Origin of the sequence: Anoxybacillus dikiliensis (assembly GCF_050613275.1) — a bacterium.
Taxonomy (GTDB): Bacteria; Bacillota; Bacilli; order Bacillales; family Anoxybacillaceae; genus Anoxybacillus.
Map to the genome: position 1 here is coordinate 1,233,429 of NZ_CP187112.1, position 26,534 is coordinate 1,259,962.

The window sequence follows — 26,534 nt, forward strand, 5'->3', positions numbered from 1 at the left end:
ACATGGCGACATTTAAAGATTTCCGTAATAATATTAAACCGAACTGGTGTCCAGGTTGTGGCGACTTTTCTGTGCAAGCGGCTATCCAACGCGCAGCTGCCAATGTCGGACTTGAACCACACGAACTAGTTGTTGTATCTGGTATCGGTTGTTCCGGTCGTATTTCTGGTTACATTAACTCATATGGCTTCCATGGTGTTCACGGCCGAGCGCTTCCAATTGCTCAAGGGGTAAAAATGGCAAATCGCGATTTGACTGTTATTGCTGCTGGTGGCGATGGTGACGGATTTGCGATCGGAATGGGGCATACCATTCATGCTATTCGACGTAACATCGACATTACGTACATCGTTATGGATAACCAAATTTACGGTTTAACAAAAGGTCAAACATCACCGCGAAGTGAGGTTGGCTTTAAAACGAAGAGTACGCCACAAGGGTCAGTTGAGCCAGCATTGTCGATTATGGAAATGGCATTAACAGCAGGGGCAACATTCGTCGCTCAAAGCTTTTCTAGCGATTTAAAAGAGTTGACGCAATTAATTGAAGAGGGCATGAAGCATAAAGGATTCTCACTCATTAACGTATTTAGCCCTTGCGTCACATACAATAAAGTGAACACATATGATTGGTTTAAAGATAATTTAACGAGCTTAAGTTCAATTGAAGGATACGATCCGTCTAATCGCGAAATGGCGATGCAAACGTTAATGAAACATAAAGGGCTTGTGACAGGGCTTATTTATCAAAATAAAGAGCGCAAATCATATCAAGATCTTGTGCCAGGTTATAGCGAAAAACCACTAACTGAAGCAGATTTAACAATTAGTAAAGAAAAATTTGACCAACTCGTTGCAGAGTTTATGTAAGACAGAAAAGAGGGTGGTGGAGGCCATCCTCTTTTTCATGGAAAAAACATTGTTTAAAAGTCCTGAAAATAATATACTATGTTAGTGTGCATTGATAAACAAAAGAAAGGAGAATAACGATGAACGAAAAACAACGTTTACAGTACACAGCACAAATTGAAACAGAGCATCCAACGGACAAAAAATCCGGTTTGGATGAAAATTTACAGCGTCTGAAGCAAAAAACGAGCCAGGACTATGAAAAATATTTTTCAACTGTATTTGTTCCCCCATCTTTGAAAGAAGCAAAAAAACGTGGAAAAGAGGAAGTGAAATATCATAAAGATTTTTCTATTCCTGAAGAATTTCGCGGGATGGGGAATGGCCGCAAATTTTACATTCGTACGTATGGCTGTCAAATGAACGAGCATGACACAGAAGTGATGGCTGGTATTTTTATGGCACTTGGTTATGAGCCGACGGATCGTCCAGAAGATGCAAATGTCATTTTATTAAATACATGTGCGATTCGTGAAAACGCGGAAAACAAAGTATTCGGAGAGATTGGCCACTTAAAGCCATTGAAACAAAGCAACCCTGACTTATTGCTTGGGGTATGTGGCTGTATGTCACAAGAAGAATCAGTTGTTAATAAAATTTTAAAACAATTCCAATACGTTGATATGATTTTTGGTACGCACAATATTCATCGTCTTCCGTATATTTTGAAAGAAGCGTACATGTCAAAAGAAATGGTTGTTGAAGTATGGTCAAAAGAAGGCGATGTCATTGAGAATTTACCAAAAGTACGAAAAGGAAATATTAAAGCATGGGTTAACATTATGTACGGTTGCGATAAGTTTTGTACGTACTGTATTGTTCCATATACACGTGGTAAAGAGCGCAGCCGCCGTCCAGAAGATATTATCCAAGAAGTGCGTCACTTAGCTGCACAAGGATATAAAGAAATTACTCTTTTAGGACAAAATGTGAATGCGTATGGAAAAGACTTTACCGATATGAAATATGGTCTCGGTGATTTAATGGATGAATTACGCAAAATTGATATTCCACGCATTCGTTTCACTACAAGTCATCCGCGCGATTTTGATGACCGTTTAATCGAAGTGTTGGCAAAAGGTGGGAATTTAGTTGAACACATTCACTTGCCTGTACAGTCTGGAAGTAGTGAAGTGTTAAAATTGATGGCGCGTAAATATACGCGTGAACAATATTTGGAGCTTGTTCGTAAAATTAAAGAAGCCATTCCAGGTGTCGCGCTCACAACGGACATCATTGTCGGATTCCCGAATGAGACGGATGAGCAATTTGAAGAAACGTTGTCGCTCTATCGGGAAGTGGAATTTGATTCAGCATTTACGTTCATTTACTCGCCACGTGAAGGAACGCCAGCAGCGAAAATGGTTGACAACGTTCCGATGGAAGTGAAAAAAGAACGTTTACAACGATTAAATGCATTAGTAAACGAAATTTCCGCAAAGAAAATGAAGGAATATGAAGGACAAGTTGTCGAAGTATTAGTAGAAGGGGAAAGCAAAAACAATCCGGATGTTCTTGCGGGATATACGCGCAAAAACAAGCTTGTCAATTTCATTGGTCCAAAGTCTGCGATTGGTCAACTTGTAAAGGTGCGAATTACTGAAGCGAAAACGTGGACGTTAAACGGAGAAATGGTAGAAGAAGCGATTGAGGTGAAATAACGTGGCGAAATATACGAAAGATGACATCGTACAGAAAGCAAAAGAATTGGCTAAAATGATTGCTGAAACAGAAGAAGTGGAGATTTTTAAACAAGCAGAAGCAAAAATTCATGAAAATGAAAAAGTGCGCACGATGATTGCTAAAATTAAATCGTTACAAAAACAAGCTGTCAACTTACAACATTATGGGAAAATCGAAGCGCTAAAAAAAGTAGAAGCAGAAATTGACGAGATTTACGAACAGCTATCAGACATTCCAATTGTAGAACAATTTAAACAATCGCAAGTAGAAATTAACGATTTATTGCAACTCGTTGCATCCACAATTTCAAAAACGGTGACAGATGAAATTATTACATCAACAGGTGGCGATGTGTTACGTGGAGAAACAGGTGCTCAAGTGAAACATAGCCATTGCGGTCATTGTCATTAAAGAGTCCATTTTATATGGGCTCTTTTTTATTTTTCGCACATATTTCGAAGGGGTTGCATACAATGAACTATACGGAATGATTGTTTTTTTATGTACACTTTTATGTTTCCTGTGCATAGGATAAAATGAACAATGCATTTTTGAGGAGGGTTTGTTTCATGTCCCAATACAGAGAAATTATTACAAAGGCAGTTGTAGGGAAAGGGCGAAAGTTTACGCAATCGACCCATACTGTTTCCGCGCAACATCGTCCGACGAGCGTACTCGGTTGCTGGATTATTAATCATCGATACGAAGCAAAAAAGGTGGATCGTAGTGTTGAAATTCACGGAAAGTATGATGTGAACGTTTGGTATTCGTACAACGATAATACGAAAACGGAAGTGTTGACAGAAACGGTATCGTACACAGATGTCATTCCATTAAAGTATCGTAATGAAGAACTTATTAGTGAAGAACAAGAAGTGATTGCGCGCGTTGTTCAACAGCCAAATTGCTTAGAATGCACAATTGCCCCAACAGGGAATAAAGTAACTGTTGAAGTGGAGCGGGAATTTGTAGCAGAAGTCATCGGAGAAACAAAGGTTCGTATTGCAGTAGTTGATACGTCACCAGACGAAGTGGATGAAGACATTGACGCGGAATTAGAACAGTTAGATGAAGAGCTTCTTCAAGAAGAAAGCAATAAAAACTAGGAAGTTTATTCTTCCTAGTTTTTATTTTATAATAATTGAAGTCAATATTTTGGGCGTTGGAGGAAAAATTATGACTTATACACCAATGATTCAGCAATATTTAACAATTAAGTCACAATATAAAGATGCATTTTTGTTTTTTCGTCTCGGCGATTTTTATGAAATGTTTTTTGAAGATGCGATTAAAGCGTCACAAGAGTTAGAAATTACTTTGACAAGCCGCGATGGTGGCGGGGAAGAGCGAGTGCCGATGTGCGGTGTGCCTTATCATTCGGCTGCCATGTACATCGAGCGTTTAATTGAGAAAGGGTATAAAGTTGCGATTTGTGAACAAGTCGAAGATCCAAAAACAGCCAAAGGGGTCGTGCGGCGAGAAGTTGTGCAACTCATTACTCCCGGAACAGTGATGGAAGGAAAGCAACTGGAAGAGAAAGCGAACAACTATTTAGCCTCACTAACATCATTTGAAGATGGTACGTATGGTTTTGCTTATGCTGACTTAACAACAGGGGAAAGTCGGATGACGATGCTTCATTCATTTGAAGATGTATTCAATGAAATTTACTCGATTGGCACAAAAGAAATCGTTGTCGCGACCGAGTACAGAGAACAATGTCAATCTCTGAAGGAGCGATATGCTCTTACCATTTCGTGTGAAGATGAAACAATGATCCCCTCTTCTTGTGAATCGATTGTTTCTCATTTGAAACAAGAAAAATTACTTGTGACGTTTGGAAGGTTATTAAATTATTTAATTAAAACGCAAAAAAGGAATTTAGCCCATTTACAGCCTGTAGAGTTGTATGAAGTTGATGAACATATGAAAATCGATGTGTATTCCAAACGAAATTTAGAGTTAACAGAAACGATTCGAACGAAAGGGAAAGCGGGCTCTCTTTTCTGGCTTCTTGATGAAACGATGACAGCGATGGGGGGACGATTGCTTAAACAATGGATTGACCGTCCGTTGTTAGATCGTGAAAAAATTGAGCAGCGGTTACACATCGTTGAACAACTGCTCATGCATTATTTCGAGCGACAAGAATTACGCGAATATTTGCGCGGTGTATATGATTTAGAGAGACTCGCTGGGCGTGTGGCATTTGGAAATGTAAATGCACGCGATCTCATTCAATTGAAAAAATCGTTAAAGCAAGTGCCGTTCATTTCTACCCTTCTTATGAACATGCGTGACGAGCATATTCAATCATTTGCACAACGTTTAGATGCATGCGAGGACCTTGTTCAATTGTTAGAAGAGGCGATTGAAGAAAATCCGCCGCTTTCTGTGAAAGAGGGTGGAATTATTAAAGATGGTTATAATGAAACGTTAGATCGCTTTCGGGATGCTAGTCGAAACGGAAAAACATGGATTGCGCAGTTAGAAGCGAAAGAGCGGGAGTTAACAGGAATTAAGTCGTTAAAGATTGGTTACAATCGAGTGTTTGGATATTACATCGAAGTAACAAAAGCAAATTTGCATTTGTTGCCAGAAGGACGATATGAACGCAAACAAACGTTAGCTAACGCCGAACGATTTGTGACGAAAGAGTTGAAAGAAAAAGAAGCGCTCATTTTAGAAGCAGAAGAAAAAAGTATGGAACTAGAATACGAACTGTTTGTTTCTATTCGTGAACAGGTGAAGCAATATATTGTTCGTTTACAAAAATTAGCGAAATATATAAGTCAACTAGATGTTTTACAATGTTTTGCTACTGTCAGTGAAAAATATAACTACTGTAAACCGAAGTTTTCTTATGATCGCCGTCTTGTCATTCAACACGGGCGACATCCTGTTGTGGAGAAAGTGCTAGGATCGAATGTCTACGTTCCAAATGACTGTTATATGGATGCGGAACGAGAAATACTTCTCATTACAGGTCCAAATATGTCTGGGAAAAGCACATATATGCGTCAAATCGCCTTAACAGCTATTATGGCGCAAATTGGATGTTTTGTTCCAGCGCAAGAAGCGATATTACCGATTTTTGATCAAGTGTTTACGCGTATCGGGGCGGCTGACGATTTAGTCGCAGGACAAAGCACATTTATGGTGGAAATGTTAGAAGCGCGTCATGCGATCGTCCATGCGACACAAAACAGCCTCATTTTATTTGATGAAATTGGACGTGGAACATCCACATATGATGGGATGGCGCTTGCTCAAGCAATGATCGAATACATTCACGATCGCATTGGTGCAAAAACGTTATTTAGTACCCATTATCATGAATTAACAGCGCTTGAACAGCAATTGCCGCGTTTAAAAAACGTTCATGTTAGTGCAATTGAAGAAAATGGAACTGTCATCTTTTTGCATAAAATTAAAGAAGGACCAGCGGATAAAAGCTATGGTATTCATGTAGCCCAGTTAGCGAAGTTACCGTTTGACTTGATTCAAAGAGCGGAACAAATTTTACGTGAATTTGAAACAAATTCGACAGGCGTGATGAAAGAAAATAGAGAAGCGTTTGAGCAGTTGAGCATATTTGAGGAGCAACACCACGAAGAGCGTTCGAGCGTATCTAAAAAAGAAAAGGAAGTGATCAAGCGCATTCAGTCTCTTCAGTTGCTTGATATGACACCGCTTGAAGCGATGAATAAACTATATGAAATTCAAAAGCTATTAAAATGAAAGGAGGGAAATTGTGGGAAAAATTCGTAAGCTCGATGATGCGTTAGCAAATAAAATTGCGGCAGGAGAGGTCGTTGAGCGTCCAGCTTCTGTCGTAAAAGAACTTGTTGAAAATGCGATCGATGCCCATAGTACGATCATTGAAGTAGAGTTAGAAGAAGCGGGATTAGCGAAAATTCGCGTTGTTGACAATGGAGATGGATTAGAAGAGGAAGACTGTTTTTTAGCGTTCGAACGGCACGCAACGAGCAAAATTAAAGATGAGGCGGATTTATTTCGTATTCGTACGCTCGGTTTTAGAGGGGAAGCGTTACCTAGTATTGCCTCTGTCTCACATTTGGAACTAAGGACGAGCACAGGGGAAGGGCCGGGGACGTTTCTCATCTTAAAAGGTGGAGAACTTGTACAAAATGGTCGGACAAGCAGTCGAAAAGGAACGGATATTACCGTTTCGCACTTATTTTTCAATACGCCAGCTCGCTTAAAATATATGAAAACGATTCATACCGAACTTGGGCATGTTGTTGATGTGATGAATCGTTTAGCACTTGCTCATCCACACATTTCGTTTCGGTTAACACATAATGGAAAACAACTGTTTTATACGAACGGAAATGGGGATGTGCGGCAAGTATTAGCAGCGATTTACGGATTTGATGTTGCAAAAAAAATGGTTGCGATCCATGCAGAAACGCTTGATTTTACGATTGATGGCTACGTTGCTTTACCTGAAGTGACGCGCGCTTCCCGGAACTATATGACAACGATTGTAAATGGACGATATATTAAAAACTATCCGCTATATAAAGCGATTGAAGAAGGATATCACACGCTTCTTCCTATTGGACGGCATCCAATTGCATTTTTAAATATAGCTATGGATCCGCTCCTTGTAGATGTGAATGTTCATCCGGCAAAGCTGGAAGTCCGCTTTAGCAAAGAAGGCGAATTAAACGAAGTTGTTCAGCACGCTATTCGTGATGTATTTCAAAAAAAGACATTAATACCTGAAGTGACTGTCTCGCGAGTAGAAAAGCCGAGGACGGAGCAACAAACGTTTTCGTTTCAACATGTCGTCAAAGAATCGCATATTGTTCCTCCGCGTACAACCATTTCACATCGTGAACAAGGAAAGGAAAAAGAAGAACGAATGGTGGTAGAGGAACGAGAAGAACATGTTTACGAGAAGGATACGAAACCGCTTGATGTCGAACCAATCGTTGAAAACAAACATGTAACAGATGAAACAAACCAAGAGCGCATTCCGCCATTATATCCGATTGGACAAATGCATGGGATGTATATTTTAGCTCAAAATGAAAATGGTTTGTATATTATTGATCAACATGCGGCACAAGAGCGGATCAAATACGAATATTTCCGTGAAAAATTAGCAACAGTGACAAATGAATTACAGCCGTTACTTATCCCGCTGACGTTTACTTATTCATCAAGCGAGTATTTGCTTATTGACAGTCATCGTGATGAATTAGCAGCTTGCGGTGTGTTTTTAGAGCCGTTTGGTCATAACAGTTTCATTGTTCGTTCCCATCCCCAATGGTTTCCAAAAGGGGAAGAGGCGACAATGATCGAAGAAATGATTAAGCAAGTATTAACGATGAAAAAAGTCGATATCAAACAGCTGCGTGAAAAAGTTGCGATTATGATGAGCTGTAAACAATCCATTAAAGCGAATCAATTTTTACGTAGCGACGAAATATTCGCGTTGCTTGAATCGTTGCGAAAAACGAGCGATCCATTTACGTGCCCGCATGGTCGTCCAATTATTATTCATTTTTCCACTTATGAGTTAGAAAAAATGTTTAAACGTGTCATGTAGAGAAGGATACATTGTTCCCAAGGCTAAATTTTTTTCAAAATAGATGATAAAATATACATCGTTTGTCTATAATAAATGAATGTGAACTAGAGTGGAAAGTAGTGGTATTTTATGGGAGAGAAAGTCGTTGTGTTAATTGGGCCAACGGCTGTAGGGAAGACGAAAATGAGTATAGAGTTGGCCAAGCATTTAGATGGGGAAATTATTAATGGTGACTCGATGCAAGTGTACAAAGGATTAGATATTGGAACAGCAAAAATTCAAAGAGAAGAAATGGAAGGAATCCCGCATCATTTACTTGATATAAAAGAGCCGTATGAATCTTTTTCCGTTGCAGAGTTCCAGACGCTTGCTCGATCGCTTATTCAACAGATTACGAATCGAGGAAAACTTCCAATCATCGTTGGAGGCACAGGACTATATATCCAATCTGTCATCTATGATTACCAATTTTCGAATGCTCCATCAAACGATTTGTATCGTCAATCGCTAGAACGATGTTCGTCGATTGAACTTTATGAGCAATTAAAAAAAATTGATCCGATAAGTGCCGAGCGTATTCATCCAAATAATGTTCGCCGCGTCATTCGTGCATTAGAAATTTACCATTGTACAGGGAAAACGATGACGGAATGGCTAAAAGAACAAAAGCGGCAACTCGTTTATAACACAGCATTGATTGGACTGACAATGGAACGTGAAAAATTGTATGAGCGTATTAATAAGCGAGTAGATCAGATGATTGCTCAAGGATTGATCGAAGAAGTGAAACGGTTACACGAAAAAGGTGTACGCGATTGTCAGGCAATTCAAGCGATCGGTTATAAAGAGTTGTATTCGTATTTAGATGGACTTATCACACTAGAAGAAGCTATTGAACAATTGAAGCAAAACTCGCGTCGCTATGCGAAGCGCCAGTTGACATGGTTTCGCAATCAAATGCCCGTTCAATGGTTTGATATGACGGAGGATACGATGTTTTCGATGCGAGTAAATGAAATTTTGCATTACATAGAAGGAAAGTTTCGCTTTCAGTCGAATATGTAGACGTAATGTAGAGAGAAAAGAGGAGGACGAAGCAATGAAGAACACAATAAATATTCAAGATCAGTTTTTAAACCAGTTGCGTAAGGAAGGAACAACGGTCACTGTATTTTTGTTAAATGGATTTCAATTACGCGGTCTAGTGAAAGGATTTGATAATTTTACAGTGTTATTAGAAGTTGATGGAAAACAACAATTAATTTATAAACATGCGATTTCTACATTTGCGCCACAAAAAAATGTGAAAATTGAGATCGAATAAGCTAAATCGCTCACCGAATGAGGTGGGCGATTTTTTTCGCTAGGCGTTTGTCACGAAATGGATATGAACAGCGTATATTAGTAAAAGAAGCAACGGTGAAGGAGAGGTGACGTCGCCTTGTCAGAGTTGACAATGAAGCAAACGAAAAGTCAAATTAATATCGTACTTAATGCTAAAAACGTCAATTACTTGACGAAAGAAGAAACGGCCAATCGAATTGATTATCATCAACATGCTGTGTTGAAAGACATTCAAAAAGAGCTAGATGAACTAGTTGGGCTGAGTGAAGTGAAAAAATTAATTAAGGAAATTTACGCGTGGTTATATATTAATAAAGCACGTCAAGCGAACGGATTAAAAGGGAATAAGCAATCGCTTCATATGATTTTTAAAGGGAACCCAGGTACAGGAAAAACGACAGTTGCTCGTATTCTTGGGAAGTTATTTTTAGAAATGAACGTGTTATCCAAAGGACACTTTATTGAAGCAGAACGTGCTGACTTAGTTGGTGAATACATTGGTCATACAGCAAATAAAACACGTGATTTAATTAAAAAGGCGCGCGGGGGAATTTTATTTATTGATGAAGCATATTCGTTAGCACGTGGAGGGGAAAAAGATTTTGGAAAAGAAGCGATCGATACGTTAGTAAAAGGAGTCGAAGATTTTTCTGATGATTTAGTTGTGATTTTAGCAGGGTATCCGGCTGAAATGGATTATTTTTTGTCGTTAAATCCAGGATTGCCATCACGTTTTCCGTTGATGCTTGAGTTTCCTGATTACACAGCAGAGGAGCTTGTACAAATTGCAAAACAAATGCTTCACATAAGGGAATATGAGCTTACTTCCGATGCAGAACGAAAACTACGTGAACATATTGAACAGTTACTGGTAGGGGGGTTCCAAAGGAAGTTTAGTAACGGTCGTTACATTCGAAACTTGATTGAAAAAGCAATTCGAAAACAAGCGGTACGTTTATTACATGAAGGACGCTATGACAAAAAAGAGCTCATGATCATACGAGAACGTGATTTAGTGGTTGAATAAATAGGGAAGGAAAACCTTCCTTATTTTTTATGTACGAAAGAAGGGTTTCTTCTTATTTCGTAGAATATAGTCTGAAAATAAAAAATATTGTTTATATTAATATAAAAAAGTGAGGAGGGATTTTTTTGTACATTACGATTGGAGAGTTATTTTCACAGTCTGTAAGGAAGTTCCCAAAAAAAGAAGCGCTTGTTGATGTTCGTACCGGGCTTCGTTATACGTACGAAGCATGGGAAAAAGAAGTGAACAAACTTGCAAACGCTTTCTTGAAAGCGGGGGTCAAGAGAGGAGATCGCGTGTCAACGGTGTTATTTAATACGGCAGAACTTGCTACTGCTTTTTTTGCGTGTGCGAAAATTGGCGCTGTTTTCAACCCAATTAATTTTCGATTACGTTCACAAGAAATCGCTTACATTTTAACCGATGCCAATCCAAAAATCGTATTATTTGAACAAGCGGTCCAACCACAAATCACAGCCATCCATCATGAATTTCCACACATCTCTTTTTGGATCATTGACGGACAAGTGCCAGCATATGCTTCTTCTTATCACGAACAAATCCAACATGCAAGCGATGAACTTCCAGCAATAGACGTTTCCGAAAATGATTTGTATGCCATTATGTACACAAGCGGAACGACAGGACGGCCAAAAGGAGTGATGCATCGACATCGCGACATGGTCGAGCAAAGCTTGATTTGCAATTCTGTGATGCGCATTCGCGAAACAGAGCGGGGGCTTGTCACCGCCCCGATGTTTCATTGCGCAGAATTGCACTGTTGCTTCCTTCCGCGTGTGCACGCTGGGGCAACAAACGTCATCGTTCACCACTTTGACCCGAAACAAGTATTAAACGTCATCGAGCAAGAGAGAATCACCGTATTATTTGCTGCACCGACAATGTGGAATATGCTTTTGCAAGAAAAATTGTCCGATTATGATTTATCGTCGCTTCGCATCGGATTATACGGAGCTGCTCCGATGGCGCCAGTGCTTGTAAAAGAATGCAAAGAGCGGTTAGGCATTGACTTAATTCAAGCGTACGGCATGACGGAAATGGGGCCAGCTGTAACGTTTTTATACGAAGATGAGCAATTAACGAAAGCAGGATCTGCCGGGCGCGCGTGCTTAAACCACGAAATTCGCATCGTCAAACCGCGCGAAGACGGTCCGTCTGATCCAGAGGACATCTTGCCACCGAGACAAGTTGGCGAAATTATCGTCAAAGGCCCATGCATGATGGTCGGCTACTACAACCGTGAAGATGCGACGGAAAAAGCGATGTATAAAGGCTGGTATCATTCCGGCGATTTAGGCTATATGGATGAAGATGGCTATTTATACGTTGCCGACCGCGTCGATGACATGATTATTAGCGGTGGCGAAAACGTCTATCCACGCGAAGTAGAAGATGTGCTTTATGAACATGAAAGCGTGCTTGATGTTGCAGTGCTTGGCGAGCCGGATGCTTTATGGGGAGAAAAAGTCGTTGCGTTTGTTGTGAGAAAGGATCCACAGCTCACCGTGGAACAGTTGGAGGCGTTTTGTAAACAAAGCGATAAGCTCGCTCCGTATAAACGGCCGCGTGCCTACTATTTTGTCGATGCGTTGCCACGTAATGCGAGCGGGAAAATCCAAAAATTTTTGTTGCGCGAGCAAATGAAAAAAATGTCGCAATCATAGGGTGGTGACAACATGGCAACGTATTTGCACGAAGAACATCACATTTTTCGTGAGGCGTTCCGCAAGTTTTTACAAAAAGAAGCATATCCGTTTTATGACGAGTGGGAAAAACAAGGAATCATTCCACGGGAATTTTGGTGGAAAATGGGGGAGAACGGGTTTCTTTGTCCGTGGGTAGACGAAACATACGGTGGGTTTGGTGCTGATTTCGGCTATTCAGTCGTCATCAATGAAGAGTTAGAGAAAGTAGGATCAAGCCTTGTCGGCATCGGCTTGCATAACGATATCGTCGTGCCGTATATCGCATCATATGGAACAGAAGAGCAGAAGAAAAAATGGCTGCCAAAATGCGTGTCTGGGGAAATCATTACCGCCATTGCGATGACTGAACCAGGGGCAGGTTCTGATTTGGCGGGCATTGCGACAACGGCGGTGAAACAAGGCGACGACTATATCGTCAACGGACAAAAAACGTTTATTACAAACGGCATTCATGCGGATTTAGTGATTGTCGTCTGCAAAACAAATCCGCAAGCAACCCCACCGCATAAAGGAATAAGCCTTCTTGTTGTCGAGCGCGCAACACCGGGGTTTACACGCGGTCGGAAACTAGAAAAAGTCGGATTGCATGCCCAAGATACAGCCGAGTTATTTTTTAGCGATGCAAAAGTTCCCGCTGAAAACTTGCTTGGGGAAGAAGGAAAAGGATTTTACTATTTGATGGAAAAACTGCAGCAAGAGCGGCTCATTGTTGCCATTGCGGCACAGACAGCGGCAGAAGTGATGTTTGACTTAACAAAACAATACGTCAAGGAGCGTACGGCGTTTGGGAAAACGATTAGCCAATTTCAAACTGTCCAATTTCGGCTCGCGGAAATGGCGACGGAAATTGCACTAGGGCGCGCGTTTCTTGACGATGTCATCGAACAACATATCGCGGGGAAACACGTAGTAGCGAACGTATCGATGGCAAAATGGTGGATGACAGAAATGGCCAAACGTATAGCGGCAGAGGGAATGCAGCTTCATGGCGGCTATGGCTATATGGAAGAATACGAGATTGCAAGACGTTATCGCGACATTCCGGTTACCGCTATTTATGCCGGCACGAATGAAGTGATGAAAATGATCATCGCCAAACATCTTGAGCTTTAGGAGGGGGTATGCACATGATGAACATTCCATTAAATATTTCGACAATGCTTGAACGGGCAGAACTGTTTTTTCCGAAAAAACAAGTCATTTCGCGGATGAAGAACGGTATTGTCCGCCATACGTATAAAGAAATTGGCGAACGGACAAGAAAGCTTGCTGGTGCACTGCGAACGCTCGGGGTAAATATAGGGGACCGCGTCGGTACGTTTGCGTGGAACCATCATCGCCATTTAGAAGCGTATTTTGCCATTCCAGGCATCGGGGCGGTGTTGCATACAATTAACATTCGCCTGTCGCCGCAACATATCGCCTACATTATTAACCATGCGAATGACCGCGTACTATTGATTGATGACGACTTACTACCGCTCATTGAACGGGTGAAAGATGAAATAAACGTTGAGGCGTTTATCGTTATGACCGATGAACCGGCGATTCCGCAGACGACGCTTGCGCCCGTTTATCATTATGAGGAATTGCTGAAAAAAGCCGAGCCGATTTCATTTGTTAAAGATATCGACGAACATCACCCTGCTGGCATGTGCTATACATCCGCAACAACCGGAAATCCGAAGGGCGTGTTGTACTCCCATCGCGGCATCGTTCTCCATAGCATGGCGCTAGGGCTTGCCGATAGTGCGGCATTGTCGGAATCGGATGTGGCGCTGCCGGTTGTGCCGATGTTTCATGCGAATGCGTGGGGCTTGCCGTTTGCAGCGGTTTGGTTCGGGACGACGCTTGTCATGCCGGGGGCGGCATTTACGCCGAAAATATTAGCCGAGCTGATGGAGCAAGAGAAAGTGACGCTTGCGGCTGGTGTGCCGACTGTTTGGCTTGGGTTATTGAACGAATTGGAGAAAGGCGCGTACGATTTACGCAGCGTGACACGCATTTTATGCGGCGGTTCAGCAGCGCCGAAAGGAATGATTCGCGCCTTTGAAGAAAAATATGGCATTCCGTTTATACATGCCTATGGTATGACAGAAACGAGCCCGCTTGTTGTTTTGTCGCGCCTCAAAAGCTACCAGCAGCACGTATCGAACGAAGAAAAATTGGACATCCGTGCGAAGCAAGGGTTTCTTGTCCCTGGGGTAGAAATGAAGGTGATTGGCAAAGACGGCGAAGTGGCGTGGGACGGAACGGAAATGGGGGAACTATGCTTGCGCGGCCCGTGGATTGCCGATGAATATTATAACGACGAGCGAAGCAAAGACGCGTTTCGCAATGGGTGGCTCTATACAGGCGATGTCGTGACAGTAGACGAAGAAGGGTTTATTAAAATCGTCGATCGGACAAAAGACGTCATTAAAAGCGGTGGGGAATGGATTTCATCTGTTGATTTAGAAAATGCTTTGATGGCGCACGAGGCAGTATTTGAAGCGGCCGTTGTGGCAGTTCCGCATCCACAGTGGCAAGAGCGCCCGATTGCTTGCGTCGTAGTAAAAGAAGGAAAACATGTGACAAAAGAGGAACTATACGACTTTTTACGACCGCAGTTTGCGAAATGGTGGTTGCCAGATGACATTGTCTTTATGAACGAAATTCCGAAAACAAGTGTCGGGAAGTTTTTAAAAATGAAATTGCGTGAACAATTGCGCGATTATTTTACAAACGTTCAATAGGAGAGGTTGCAATGGAAATGATTGCGGTGATTGGTGCTGGTTTAATGGGAAGCGGCATCGCCCAATCGCTAGCGATGGGCGGGAAAATGGTTTATTTATATGATATTTCTGATGCGGCGCTTGAAAAAGGAATGCAGTCCATTCAAAAAAGCCTTTTTCGTTTTGTAAAGGCTGGCAAACTACAAGAACAAGAGGCAGCGGCTATCCTTTCACGCATTCAAACCGAAACGAACTTGCAAGAAGCAGTAAAAGAAGCGGACGTTGTCATTGAAGCGGTGCCAGAACATTTACCGCTCAAAAAACAAGTGTTTGAACAGCTTGACCGTTACGCGAAACAAGAAGCGATTTTAGCAACAAATACGTCGGAATTAAGCGTTACCGCGATTGCCGCAGCGACGAAGCGTCCGAGCCAAGTCGTCGGCATGCATTGGTTTAACCCAGCGCCAGTGATGAAGCTCATTGAGATTGTGAAAGGCGTGGCGACGTCCGGGCAGACGATTGAAGCGATTCAGCAACTATCGGAAGCAATCGGCAAAGAAACAGTCATCGTAAAAGATATGCAAGGATTTGTGACAACAAGGGCGCTAGCTGCACATATGATCGAATGCATTCGCATGTATGAAGAAGGGGTCGCTTCTGCGGAGCATATCGACAAAGCGATTCGTCTCGGGCTGAATTATCCGATGGGGCCGCTTGAACTTGCCGATTTAGTCGGGTTAGATACGATGTTGTTTGTCAGCGAAAATATGACAGAAGCATATGGCGACCGGTTTCGTCCGCCACAGACGCTCCGTAAACTCGTCGAAGCAGGGCATCTCGGACGAAAAACAGGCAAAGGATTTTACACATACGAATGAAAGAAGGGAAAAGCATGCGCGAAGTAGTCATTGTCGAAGCGGTACGCACTCCTGTCGGCAAGCGAAACGGGGTGTTTCGCGACAAACATCCGGTTCATTTAGCGGCCATTGTGCTTGAGGAAGTTGTTAAGCGTGCTGGGGTGGAAAAGCAATTGATTGAAGATATTGTGATGGGGTGTGTGACACCGATTGGCGAGCAAGGGTATAATATCGGGCGTTTAGCAGCGCTTGAGGCAGGCTTTCCGATAGAAGTTCCCGCGGTGCAAATCAACCGCATGTGCGGTTCAGGCCAGCAAGCCATTCATTTCGCTGCGCAAGAAATTAAATCAGGCGATATGAATATTACGATTGCAGCTGGTGTAGAAAGCATGACGAAAGTGCCGATTTTAAGCGACGGAAACGAGCGAACGATTCCATCATCGCTCCATGAAAAATACGAATTTGTTCACCAAGGCATTTCTGCCGAATTGATTGCCGAAAAATACGGATTGACGAGAGAGCAATTAGATAAATATGCGTACGAAAGCCATCAACGGGCACTTCGAGCGCAAGCAGAAGGTCGTTTCACCGAAGAAATTGTACCAGTCAATGGGCTTGATAAAGACGGAAACGACATCATCGTAACCTTCGATGAAGGACCGCGCCAAGATACATCGCTTGAAGCGCTAGCAGCGTTGAAGCCTGTTTTTAAACAAAACGGAAAAATTACCGCTGGAAATGCAAGCCAAATGAGTGACGGTGCAGCGGCAGCGCTACTGATGGAGCGCGAAACAGCGCTTCGCCTCGGCTTGAAGCCAAAAGCAAAAATCGTTGCCCAAACCGTCGTTGGTTCCGACCCGACATACATGCTTGACGGTGTCATTCCGGCGACGAAAAAAGTATTGCAAAAAGCGAACCTCACGATTGAAGATATCAACCTTGTCGAAATTAACGAAGCGTTCGCATCTGTCGTCCTCGCTTGGCAAAAAGAAACCGGTGTCCCGCTCTCGAAAGTGAACGTCAACGGTGGTGCCATCGCCTTAGGTCACCCGCTCGGCGCAACGGGCGCCAAACTCATGACATCGCTCATTCACGAACTTGAACGACGAAAGGGGCGCTACGGCTTATTAACAATTTGCATCGGGCACGGCATGGCAACCGCGACCATTGTGGAGAGATGGGAAGGATAAACAAGCAGGACCCCTCTTTGAGGGCTCCTGCTTTAGTTGTTTGTTTTTAACGATTTATTCGGCAATTTCCAGTTGTATGTATACGATAAAATGCGTAATGTCGCAACGACAATGAACAATACATACAAGCTGACTGGAGAATGTGCGATACCGGTTCCGACCGCAACACCCGCTAAAATCGCCCAAACAGCATAAATTTCATCACGCAATACGAGAGGTTTTCTTCCTGCTAACACATCGCGAATCATTCCGCCTCCACTTCCAGTCAATACAGCAGCAACAATGACTGCACTTAACGGGCGATTCATTTGAACAGCATATAATGCTCCTTGAATGGCGAAGGCTGATAATCCGAGAGCATCAAAAAAGTTTCCCCAACGTTGCCAATGTGGCAGCATTTTGTGTGGAAACAAATAAACAATAGTCATCGCGATAAACGCGATAAAAAAAAGTGTTTGCTGTTGCCAAAGGACAGATACAGGTACGCCAATTAATACGTTGCGTACAGCACCGCCGCCGAATGCGGTTACAATTCCGAGAATGTAAACCCCCAAAATATCGTATTCTTCTTCCATGGCGACAATGGCCCCGCTAATCGCAAAAGCAACAGTGCCAATTATACTTAATACTTCCCAAGTCATCATCGCAATCCTTTCCGTTATGTAACATTACGTTAAAATTTTATGTATAAAATATAAAAAAATCAATGATCATTTTTCAGCCGTAGCGCTTTTAAATGAGATTTGTTATGATGAGAACAGATGTTCAATAGGAAAGAGGGGAAATATGGAAAAAGAACGGGTCATTGTTGTTGGATGTCAATTGCCGCATGTTGATGATGAACGATTTTCGTATTCGCTAGAGGAGCTTGCTTCGCTCGTTCATACAGCAAATGGCGAGGTAGTCATCACCCTTACGCAAAAACGGGACACGATTCACCCGGCTACATATATCGGAAAAGGAAAAGTCGACGAGCTAGTGCGTCTTGTCGAACAATTTGAGCCAGATGTCGTCATTTTTAATGATGAGCTGTCGCCAAGCCAAAACCGTAACTTAGCAAAGTTGTTAAACGTACGCGTCATTGACCGAACGCAGCTTATTTTAGACATTTTCGCAAGCCGCGCGCGCTCTAAAGAAGGGAAGTTACAAGTCGAACTTGCCCAATTGCAATACATTTTGCCTCGCTTAAGTGGGCAAGGCGCAGCACTTTCCCGATTAGGTGGTGGAATTGGAACGAGAGGACCAGGGGAAACGAAGCTCGAAACAGACCGTCGTCATATTCGCCGCCGTATCGATGAAATTAAAGCGCAACTAAAAGTCATTGTCGAACATCGCGAACGCTATCGCGAGCGGCGGAAGAAAAATGCGGTGTTTCAAATCGCGCTCGTCGGCTATACGAACGCTGGCAAATCAACGCTTTTTAACCGCCTAACGAACGCGGATGCGTTTGAAGAAAATTTATTGTTTGCTACACTAGACCCACTCACGAGAAAACTTGTCCTGCCAAGCGGTTATACCGCGCTGTTGACGGACACGGTCGGCTTTATTCAAGACTTGCCGACAACGCTCGTCGCGGCGTTTCGTTCGACGCTAGAAGAAGTGAAAGAAGCCGATTTGATTTTACATATTGTCGATTCATCGAATCCGGATTATATTCAACATGAACAAACTGTTTATCGCTTGCTCGAAGAATTGGAGGCGACAACGATTCCGATTGCGACGATTTATAACAAACGAGACATTGTCCTTCCAAGTTTTGTCCCAAGCCCGAAAACGGATTATATGTTAGTGAGTGCGTTCCATGAACAAGACGTTCAAAACTTGCGCCAATTTATCGAAGAAAAAATAACTGAAGCAATGGAGCGTTACGACGTGACGATTCCAGCGTTTGAAGGAAAATTGCTTGCACAGCTAAAAACAGAAACGATTGTGCGACACATGCACTACAACGAACAAAGCAGCATGTATGAATGCAGCGGCTATTTATTGCGAGAACACTCACTTTTGTTACAGCTAAGAGCATATCAAAAATAGAAAGGGTTTTTTTATGTTTCAACATTTAACACACGGAGAAATGATTTCTGCACTCGTTAAAGAAATTGAAGCACAAATTGCGCCGATTCATCGGGCGATTGACGAGCGCATTGACTACAATCAATATCGCGTATTACAAAGCTTTCGTCGTCACCAAGTAAGCGACGCACATTTTATTCCATCGACAGGATATGGCTATGATGACATAGGACGCGACACGCTTGAAAAAGTGTATGCGGACGTATTCGGTGGGGAAGCGGCGCTCGTTCGTCCACAAATTATTTCTGGTACGCACGCCATTACAATTGCCTTATTCGGCATTTTACGTCCAGGTGATGAACTGTTGTACATTACCGGTAAACCGTACGATACGCTAGAAGAAATCGTTGGCATTCGCGGTAAAGGAATTGGTTCGTTAAAAGAGTTTCATATCGGCTACAACAGCGTACCGCTTACAAACGAAGGGAAAGTCGATTTTGCAGCGGTCAAACAAGCAATCAATGAACGAACGAAAATGATCGGCATTCAACGCTCTAAAGGGTATGACCCGCGCCCCTCGTTTACTATTGCTGAAATTAAAGAAATGATTGATTTTGTAAAAGCGATCAAACAAGACGTTGTCGTTTTTGTCGATAACTGTTACGGGGAATTTGTCGAAGAGCAAGAGCCGTGCCATGTTGGCGCTGATTTAATCGCTGGTTCGCTCATTAAAAATCCTGGGGGTGGATTAGCGAAAACAGGAGGATATCTCGTTGGTAAACGCGAATATATTGAAATGTGCGCATACCGAATGACATCACCGGGAATTGGAGCAGAAGCGGGCGCCTCGTTATACAGTTTGCAAGAAATGTATCAAGGTTTTTTCTTAGCACCACATGTCGTCGGACAAGCGTTGAAAGGGGCGGTCTTTACAGCGGCGATGCTCGAACGCATCGGCATGAATACGTACCCGACATGGAATGCTACACGTACAGATTTAATTCAATCGGTACAATTTGACGATGCAGAGCAAATGATTGCGTTTTGTCAAGCGATTCAATTTGCCTCGCCGGTTAATGCGCACTTTACTCCATACCCGAACTATATGCCAGGATATGAAGATGACGTCATTATGGCGGCAGGCACATTTATTCAAGGGGCAAGTATTGAGCTATCAGCCGATGGACCCATTCGTCCGCCATATGTTGCATACGTGCAAGGGGGATTGACGTACTCGCACGTTAAAATTGCTGTTTGTATCGCTATTGATCGGTTGCTTGAGAAACAATTAATTAAATTATAAAATATTTTCAGAAAAAAACATGTGATAAAATATAACATACTGTTGACATATAAAATAACATAGAATAAAATAAAAATACGTATTACGTAAGGAGGGGTCGACATGAATAGTCACATTCGTCGCTCCATGCCGTTATTTCCTATCGGTATCGTCATGCAGTTAACGGATTTATCAGCTCGACAAATTCGCTATTATGAGGAACACGGTCTCGTTTCACCTGCGCGAACAGAAGGCAATCGCCGGTTATTTTCGTTTAACGACGTGGATCGGTTGCTCGAAATTAAAGATTTAATCGAACAAGGTGTTAATTTAGCAGGCATTAAACAAATTTTTGCCTCACGTCAGCACCAGCATGCGGACACCGTACCACCTGTCGCGCCAAAAGTAGTGAAACAAGATTTATCCGAAGCGGAATTACGCAAACTGTTACGTGCCGAATTAATGGAAGCGGGTCGTTTTAATCGTGCCTCACTTCGTCAAGGAGATATTGCTCGCTTTTTCCATTAAAAGTTTATGTTTTTTACACAAATGATCTTTTTTATTTTGGGGGAGGAATATGTAATGGCTAAGTACACGAAAGAAGATATTTTTCGTATTGTAAGTGAAGAAAATGTAAAGTATATTCGTTTACAGTTTACAGACATTCTTGGGACGATTAAAAACGTTGAAATCCCTGTAAGCCAACTACAAAAAGCGCTCGATAATAAAATGATGTTTGACGGATCATCGATCGAAGGATTTGTCCGTATTGAAGAATCAGATATGTATTTATACCCTGATTTAGACACATTTGTTATTTTTCCGTGGACAGCTGAAAAAGGAAAGGTAGCTCGTTTTATTTGCGACATTTACAATCCAGATGGTACACCATTTGAAGGTTGTCCTCGTTATAATTTAAAACGTGTATTGAAACAAATGGAAGAGCTCGGATTTACAGAGTTTAACCTAGGTCCAGAGCCAGAGTTTTTCTTATTCAAGTTAGATGAAAAAGGAGAGCCAACGTTAGAGTTAAACGATAATGGTGGTTACTTCGATTTAGCACCAACAGATTTAGGTGAAAACTGCCGTCGTGATATTGTATTAGAGCTAGAAGAGATGGGTTTTGAAATTGAAGCATCCCACCATGAAGTCGCACCTGGGCAACATGAAATTGACTTCAAGTATGCTAATGCGGTAAAAGCGTGTGATGACATTCAAACCTTTAAACTTGTTGTAAAAACAGTCGCACGTAAACACGGTTTACATGCAACATTTATGCCAAAACCTCTTTTTGGTGTAAACGGCTCGGGCATGCACTGCAACTTGTCGCTCTTTAAAAATGGTGAAAATGCCTTTTTTGATCCGAATGGTCAATTGCAACTCAGCGAGACAGCATTGCAGTTTATTGCGGGTGTGTTAAAGCATGCTCCGAACTTTACAGCAGTAACAAATCCAACAGTAAACTCATATAAGCGTCTCGTTCCGGGCTATGAAGCACCTTGTTACGTTGCATGGTCAGCACGCAACCGTAGTCCATTGATCCGTATCCCGGCATCACGTGGCATGAGCACACGTATTGAAGTGCGTAGTGTAGACCCAGCAGCAAATCCATACTTGGCGATGGCTGTATTGTTGGCTGCGGGATTAGACGGCATTAAAAATAAATTGACACCGCCAGCACCGGTTGACCGAAACATTTATGTAATGACAAAAGAAGAGCGTTTAGAAGAAGGTATTGTTGATTTGCCTGCAACATTAGCGGAAGCGCTACAAAACTTAAAATCAGATGAAGTAATCGTCAATGCGCTCGGCAAACATTTATTTGAACATTTCGTTGAAGCAAAAGAAATTGAATGGGATATGTTCCGTACAGCGGTACATCCATGGGAACGCGAACAATATATGAGCCTTTACTAAAAAAGCTAACGGTTTTCTCCGTTAGCTTTTTTAATGAATTGAACGATATACACCAATCACTTTTCCTAAAATCATTGCATTCGAAACAATGATCGGCTCCATGGATGAATTTTCAGGTTGCAGGCGAATGTGGTCTTTCTCTTTAAAGAAACGTTTGACGGTTGCTTCGTTTTCTTCTGTCATCGCTACAACGATATCTCCGTTATTAGCCGTTTGTTGTTGACGGACGATCACGTAGTCTCCGTCTAAAATACCAGCCTCAATCATACTTTCTCCGACAATTTGTAACATAAATACTTGGTCATCTGGTGAGACGAATCGTTCTGGAAGAGGGAAATATTCTTCAATGTTTTCGATTGCGGTAATCGGTTGTCCAGCTGTTACTTTTCCGACGATTGGAACGTTGATGACGTTAGTCTTTGGGATGGATTCGTACTCGTCCAAAATTTCAATGGCGCGTGGTTTTGTTGGATCGCGTCGAATGAAGCCTTTGCTTTCTAAACGAGCTAGATGACCGTGAACGGTCGAACTTGATGCTAAACCGACTGCTTCTCCAATTTCCCTCACTGATGGTGGATACCCTTTTGTACGTACTTCTTGTTTAATGAAATCTAATATTTGTTGTTGTCGTTTTGATAATTTCGCCATTATTATACACCTCTTCCTTTTCATCTTTGCCCATATTATAACATAATTATTGTTTTGAATACAAACATAAGTTCGAAAACATAGTTGACACGAACAGAAGTTCTCGTTATTATAAAAACAAACAAACGTTCTGTTTTTAGGGGGTAGAAGGTATGGGGAAAATACATTATGCCGTGATGTTTTTATTTAGTGTATTGTTCGTTTGGGCGTTTTTGCACGTCACACAATCGGTTGATAAACAAAAATATGTTGAGATTACTGTATCAGCTGGTGATACGTTATGGGGGCTTGCGGACAAATACAAACATGAACATCAATTGTCCCATGAACAATTCATTCAATGGGTGATGTCAGTAAACGACCGTTCAGACGAACGATTAATTATTGGTGAGAAAATTGTCATTCCTGTGTTAAAATCAAATAGCAAAAATCAGCTTGTTGCTAATAGACAGTAAAGAAAGGGATGACGAATGAACGCCATTATTTATTGTCGTGTAAGTACAACGAAAGAGACGCAAGAAACGTCGTTACAAAGACAAAAAGCAGAGTTAGAACAGCTTGCAGCAGAATACGAAATGAATGTGGTCAAAATTATTCAAGAGCAGGCAAGTGGCTACGACATCGAACGGGAAGGGATTATGGAGTTGCTTGATACGATCAAGCAACATCGCATTGATGTCGTTCTCGTACAAGATGAGACAAGACTTGGACGTGGGAATGCAAAAATTGCTCTCCTTCGTTGTTTACAAAAAGAAGGTATCCGGGTGTATACGGTGAGCCATCGTGGGGAGCTTCAGCTGTCAGAGGCGGATTCGATGGTGTTGGAAATCATCAGTATCGTAGAAGAGTATCAAAGGAAAATACATAATTTAAAAATTAAACGTGGGATGCAGCGAGCTGTTCAAAACGGCTATCGACCGGAAAATAATTTGCGCAACGTAGGTGAACACGCTGGGCGTGATCGAAAAGATGTACCAATTGAAGACATTATTCGGTTGCGTCAAAATCACTTAACGTTCGCTGAGATTGCTGCTACGCTTCGTTCACTTGGTTATGATGTATCAAAAGCGACCGTGCATCGACGATACAAAGAATATGATCAACTTGTCAACAATGAAAAATTTTTGTATGATGGTACGGATGAGAAGTAAATACAAAAGGATGAGGCTAAATGTTATCTTCTGAAAAAATAGCAAGAATTAATGCGTTAGCTAAAAAAGCAAAAATGGAAGGTCTGACGCCTAAAGAAAAACAGGAACAGCTTCAACTTCGCACAGAGTATATTGCTGCGTTTCGTGCGTCGATGATCGAAACATTGCATCATGTAAAAGTCATTGATCCAAACGGAAATGATGTCACTCCAAAAAAATTAAAGGACAGTAAGAAAAAACGACTGCATTAATATGCGTATGATGGAGAACATACTGATAGATGTTCTCTTTTTTTCGTCAGTTTGTCAAAAAAAATGTTGTGAAGCATTGTACATTTTACGAACTTTTCTATATCATAAAAGATGAGAATGTTTGCAAACGAAAGGATGAAGATGATGACACACTCTATTGAACAATTATCGATTGCAGCAATTCGTACGTTGTCGATTGATGCGATTGAAAAAGCAAATTCAGGCCACCCAGGAATGCCAATGGGAGCTGCACCAATGGCGTATACATTGTGGACAAAGTTTATGAACCATAATCCGCGCAACCCAAAATGGTTCAATCGCGATCGTTTTGTATTATCAGCAGGACACGGTTCGATGCTATTGTATAGCTTGCTTCATTTAAGTGGCTATGACGTCACAATGGAAGACATTAAACAGTTTCGCCAATGGGGAAGTAAAACACCAGGCCATCCAGAATACGGTCATACACCGGGTGTAGAAGCGACGACTGGACCGCTTGGCCAAGGGATTGCGATGGCTGTCGGAATGGCAATGGCAGAACGTCATTTAGCAGCTACATACAACAAGGACAAATTCGAAATCATTAATCATTTTACATATGCCATTTGTGGCGACGGTGACTTAATGGAAGGAGTTTCTGCAGAAGCTGCTTCGTTAGCTGGTCACTTAAAGCTTGGTCGCCTCATTGTTCTTTATGATTCGAATGATATTTCACTTGATGGCGAATTGAATCTTTCTTTCTCAGAAAGTGTGGAGCAACGGTTCAAGGCGTACGGATGGCAATACATTCGTGTAGAAGACGGCAATAACATTGAAGAAATTGCTCAAGCGATTGCTGAAGCTCAAAAAGATTTGGAACGCCCAACATTAATTGAAGTGAAGACAACGATCGGTTATGGCTCACCAAACAAAGCGGGAACAGCCGATGTGCACGGTGCTCCGCTTGGGAAAGATGAAATTAAATTAACGAAAGAAGCGTATAATTGGACGTTTGAAGAAGACTTTTACGTTCCAAATGAAGTGTATGCTCATTTTGAAAAAGTAGTAAAAGAAGCAGGAGAGAAAAAAGAAGCGGAATGGAATGCTTTATTTGCTGAATATGAAAACGCGCATCCAGATTTAGCAAGACAATTACGCATGGCGATTGATGGTAAACTTCCTGAAGGTTGGGAAAAAGCATTGCCCGTATATGAAGAAGGAAAAAGTTTAGCAACACGCGCTTCTTCTGGAGAAGTATTGAATGCAATCGCAAAAGTTGTGCCGCAATTTTTAGGTGGATCTGCGGATTTAGCCGGCTCAAACAAAACGTTAATTAAAGGGGCAGGAGACTTCTTGCCAGGAAGTTATGAAGGCCGCAACATTTGGTTTGGCGTGCGTGAATTTGCAATGGGAGCGGCACTCAATGGTATGGCGCTTCATGGTGGAGTTAAAGTGTACGGCGGTACGTTCTTTGTCTTCTCAGACTATTTACGTCCAGCCATTCGACTTGCTGCTCTGATGGGATTGCCTGTCACATATGTATTTACACATGATAGCATCGCTGTCGGTGAAGATGGTCCGACGCATGAGCCAATCGAACAACTTGCCTCCTTACGAGCAATGCCAAATGTATGTGTTATTCGTCCGGCAGATGCAAATGAGACAGCTGCTGCATGGCGCTTGGCTGTGGAATCTACAGATCGTCCGACTGCGCTTGTGTTGACACGTCAAAACCTTCCTACGCTAGCGACGACAGCTGAGCGCGCTTATGAAGGGGTGAAAAAAGGAGCATATGTTGTTTCCGAAGCCAAGGGAGAAGTACAAGCATTACTGCTTGCATCAGGTTCAGAAGTTAGCTTGGCGGTAGAGGCTCAGAAAGTGCTAGCGAATGAAGGCATCCATGTTTCTGTTGTGAGCATGCCTTCATGGGATCGTTTTGAGGCTCAGCCAGCTGAGTATAAAGAAAGCGTCATTCCAAAACGTGTGAAAAAACGCCTTGCGATTGAAATGGGTGCATCTCTCGGTTGGGAGCGATATACAGGAGATGAAGGAGATATTTTAGCGATCGATCGCTTCGGGGCTTCTGCACCTGGAGAAAAAATTATGCAAGAATATGGATTTACGGTGGAAAATGTCGTTGCGCGCGTCAAAACATTATTGAACAAATAATAAAACGGGGAGAGGCGCTCCCCGTTTTATTATCGAATAAAGATTTTTTATTGAACATATTGTACAAACCGTTATTGTTTAGTATAGTGTAATGTAGACAACATGAAGGAG

At 42.1% G+C, this 26,534-nt stretch carries 24 protein-coding genes; 22 read left to right on the forward strand and 2 right to left on the reverse strand.

Features of this window, described 5'->3' with window-relative positions; genetic code table 11:
• Positions 1-2 precede the first annotated feature (2 nt).
• The 14 genes from ACPF7I_RS06545 (at position 3) to ACPF7I_RS06610 (ending at position 17,013) form a co-directional block, all read left to right on the forward strand.
• On the forward strand, positions 3-869 hold the full coding sequence (locus ACPF7I_RS06545; protein WP_021094607.1) for a 2-oxoacid:ferredoxin oxidoreductase subunit beta: 867 nt from the start codon (positions 3-5) through the stop codon (positions 867-869).
• 119 nt (positions 870-988) lie between these two features.
• Positions 989-2,569, forward strand: a complete 1,581-nt coding sequence (gene miaB / locus ACPF7I_RS06550) for a tRNA (N6-isopentenyl adenosine(37)-C2)-methylthiotransferase MiaB (protein WP_430744201.1) — start codon at positions 989-991, stop codon at positions 2,567-2,569.
• Position 2,570: 1 nt separating this feature from the next.
• A complete protein-coding gene (locus ACPF7I_RS06555) occupies positions 2,571-3,002 on the forward strand; it encodes a RicAFT regulatory complex protein RicA family protein (protein WP_043968219.1) in 432 nt (143 codons plus the stop codon).
• 158 nt (positions 3,003-3,160) lie between these two features.
• On the forward strand, positions 3,161-3,697 hold the full coding sequence (locus ACPF7I_RS06560) for an outer spore coat protein CotE (RefSeq protein ID WP_430744200.1): 537 nt from the start codon (positions 3,161-3,163) through the stop codon (positions 3,695-3,697).
• 70 nt (positions 3,698-3,767) lie between these two features.
• Positions 3,768-6,332, forward strand: coding sequence for a DNA mismatch repair protein MutS (mutS, locus tag ACPF7I_RS06565; RefSeq protein ID WP_430744199.1), 2,565 nt, complete (start codon positions 3,768-3,770; stop codon positions 6,330-6,332).
• 13 nt (positions 6,333-6,345) lie between these two features.
• Positions 6,346-8,172 carry a DNA mismatch repair endonuclease MutL gene (mutL, locus tag ACPF7I_RS06570; protein ID WP_430744198.1) on the forward strand — a complete coding sequence of 609 codons (1,827 nt, stop codon included), beginning with the start codon at positions 6,346-6,348 and terminating at the stop codon, positions 8,170-8,172.
• Between the two features lie 111 nt (positions 8,173-8,283).
• On the forward strand, positions 8,284-9,219 hold the full coding sequence (miaA, locus tag ACPF7I_RS06575) for a tRNA (adenosine(37)-N6)-dimethylallyltransferase MiaA (RefSeq protein ID WP_430744197.1): 936 nt from the start codon (positions 8,284-8,286) through the stop codon (positions 9,217-9,219).
• A 34-nt stretch (positions 9,220-9,253) separates the two neighbouring features.
• Complete coding sequence (gene hfq, locus ACPF7I_RS06580) at positions 9,254-9,478, forward strand: RNA chaperone Hfq (RefSeq protein ID WP_003398133.1); 225 nt, start codon at positions 9,254-9,256, stop codon at positions 9,476-9,478.
• 117 nt (positions 9,479-9,595) lie between these two features.
• Positions 9,596-10,525, forward strand: coding sequence for a stage V sporulation protein K (spoVK, locus tag ACPF7I_RS06585; RefSeq protein ID WP_430744196.1), 930 nt, complete (start codon positions 9,596-9,598; stop codon positions 10,523-10,525).
• Between the two features lie 125 nt (positions 10,526-10,650).
• Positions 10,651-12,210: a fatty acid--CoA ligase gene (locus tag ACPF7I_RS06590; protein ID WP_430744195.1), complete on the forward strand. Its 1,560-nt coding sequence runs from the start codon at positions 10,651-10,653 to the stop codon at positions 12,208-12,210.
• Positions 12,211-12,222: 12 nt separating this feature from the next.
• A complete protein-coding gene (locus tag ACPF7I_RS06595; RefSeq protein ID WP_430744194.1) occupies positions 12,223-13,365 on the forward strand; it encodes an acyl-CoA dehydrogenase family protein in 1,143 nt (380 codons plus the stop codon).
• A gap of 14 nt (positions 13,366-13,379) precedes the next feature.
• Positions 13,380-14,987 (forward strand): long-chain fatty acid--CoA ligase, encoded by a 1,608-nt coding sequence (locus tag ACPF7I_RS06600; RefSeq protein ID WP_430744193.1) that lies wholly within the window; start codon positions 13,380-13,382, stop codon positions 14,985-14,987.
• A gap of 11 nt (positions 14,988-14,998) precedes the next feature.
• A complete protein-coding gene (locus tag ACPF7I_RS06605) occupies positions 14,999-15,844 on the forward strand; it encodes a 3-hydroxyacyl-CoA dehydrogenase family protein (RefSeq protein WP_430744192.1) in 846 nt (281 codons plus the stop codon).
• 14 nt (positions 15,845-15,858) lie between these two features.
• The gene (locus tag ACPF7I_RS06610) at positions 15,859-17,013 is read left to right on the forward strand and encodes a thiolase family protein (protein ID WP_430744191.1); all 1,155 of its coding nucleotides are present in this window, start codon (positions 15,859-15,861) and stop codon (positions 17,011-17,013) included.
• Positions 17,014-17,045: 32 nt separating this feature from the next.
• Here ACPF7I_RS06610 and ACPF7I_RS06615 read toward each other — a convergent pair whose 3' ends face one another.
• A complete protein-coding gene (locus tag ACPF7I_RS06615; RefSeq protein ID WP_430745953.1) occupies positions 17,046-17,654 on the reverse strand; it encodes a trimeric intracellular cation channel family protein in 609 nt (202 codons plus the stop codon).
• A gap of 145 nt (positions 17,655-17,799) precedes the next feature.
• On the opposite strand from ACPF7I_RS06615, the gene hflX reads away from it, so the two are divergent.
• From hflX to glnA, 4 genes are all read left to right on the forward strand, one after another.
• On the forward strand, positions 17,800-19,047 hold the full coding sequence (gene hflX / locus ACPF7I_RS06620; RefSeq protein WP_430744190.1) for a GTPase HflX: 1,248 nt from the start codon (positions 17,800-17,802) through the stop codon (positions 19,045-19,047).
• A gap of 13 nt (positions 19,048-19,060) precedes the next feature.
• Complete coding sequence (locus ACPF7I_RS06625) at positions 19,061-20,329, forward strand: aminotransferase class I/II-fold pyridoxal phosphate-dependent enzyme (protein ID WP_430744189.1); 1,269 nt, start codon at positions 19,061-19,063, stop codon at positions 20,327-20,329.
• 102 nt (positions 20,330-20,431) lie between these two features.
• Positions 20,432-20,836, forward strand: a complete 405-nt coding sequence (locus tag ACPF7I_RS06630) for a MerR family transcriptional regulator (RefSeq protein ID WP_430744188.1) — start codon at positions 20,432-20,434, stop codon at positions 20,834-20,836.
• Positions 20,837-20,890: 54 nt separating this feature from the next.
• The gene (gene glnA, locus ACPF7I_RS06635; protein ID WP_430744187.1) at positions 20,891-22,225 is read left to right on the forward strand and encodes a type I glutamate--ammonia ligase; all 1,335 of its coding nucleotides are present in this window, start codon (positions 20,891-20,893) and stop codon (positions 22,223-22,225) included.
• 30 nt (positions 22,226-22,255) lie between these two features.
• Here glnA and lexA read toward each other — a convergent pair whose 3' ends face one another.
• Positions 22,256-22,873: a transcriptional repressor LexA gene (gene lexA, locus ACPF7I_RS06640; RefSeq protein WP_026011791.1), complete on the reverse strand. Its 618-nt coding sequence runs from the start codon at positions 22,871-22,873 to the stop codon at positions 22,256-22,258.
• Positions 22,874-23,025: 152 nt separating this feature from the next.
• Between lexA and yneA the strand changes: the two genes are divergently transcribed.
• The 4 genes from yneA to tkt all read left to right on the forward strand — a co-directional run bounded on the left by yneA (position 23,026) and on the right by tkt (position 26,423).
• Entirely contained in the window at positions 23,026-23,328 is a 303-nt protein-coding gene (gene yneA / locus ACPF7I_RS06645) for a cell division suppressor protein YneA (RefSeq protein WP_430744186.1), read from the forward strand.
• Positions 23,329-23,343: 15 nt separating this feature from the next.
• Positions 23,344-24,024, forward strand: a complete 681-nt coding sequence (locus ACPF7I_RS06650; RefSeq protein WP_430744185.1) for a YneB family resolvase-like protein — start codon at positions 23,344-23,346, stop codon at positions 24,022-24,024.
• A 20-nt stretch (positions 24,025-24,044) separates the two neighbouring features.
• A complete protein-coding gene (locus ACPF7I_RS06655; RefSeq protein ID WP_430744184.1) occupies positions 24,045-24,275 on the forward strand; it encodes a DUF896 domain-containing protein in 231 nt (76 codons plus the stop codon).
• Positions 24,276-24,419: 144 nt separating this feature from the next.
• A complete protein-coding gene (gene tkt, locus ACPF7I_RS06660) occupies positions 24,420-26,423 on the forward strand; it encodes a transketolase (protein ID WP_430745952.1) in 2,004 nt (667 codons plus the stop codon).
• Positions 26,424-26,534: the final 111 nt, after the last annotated feature.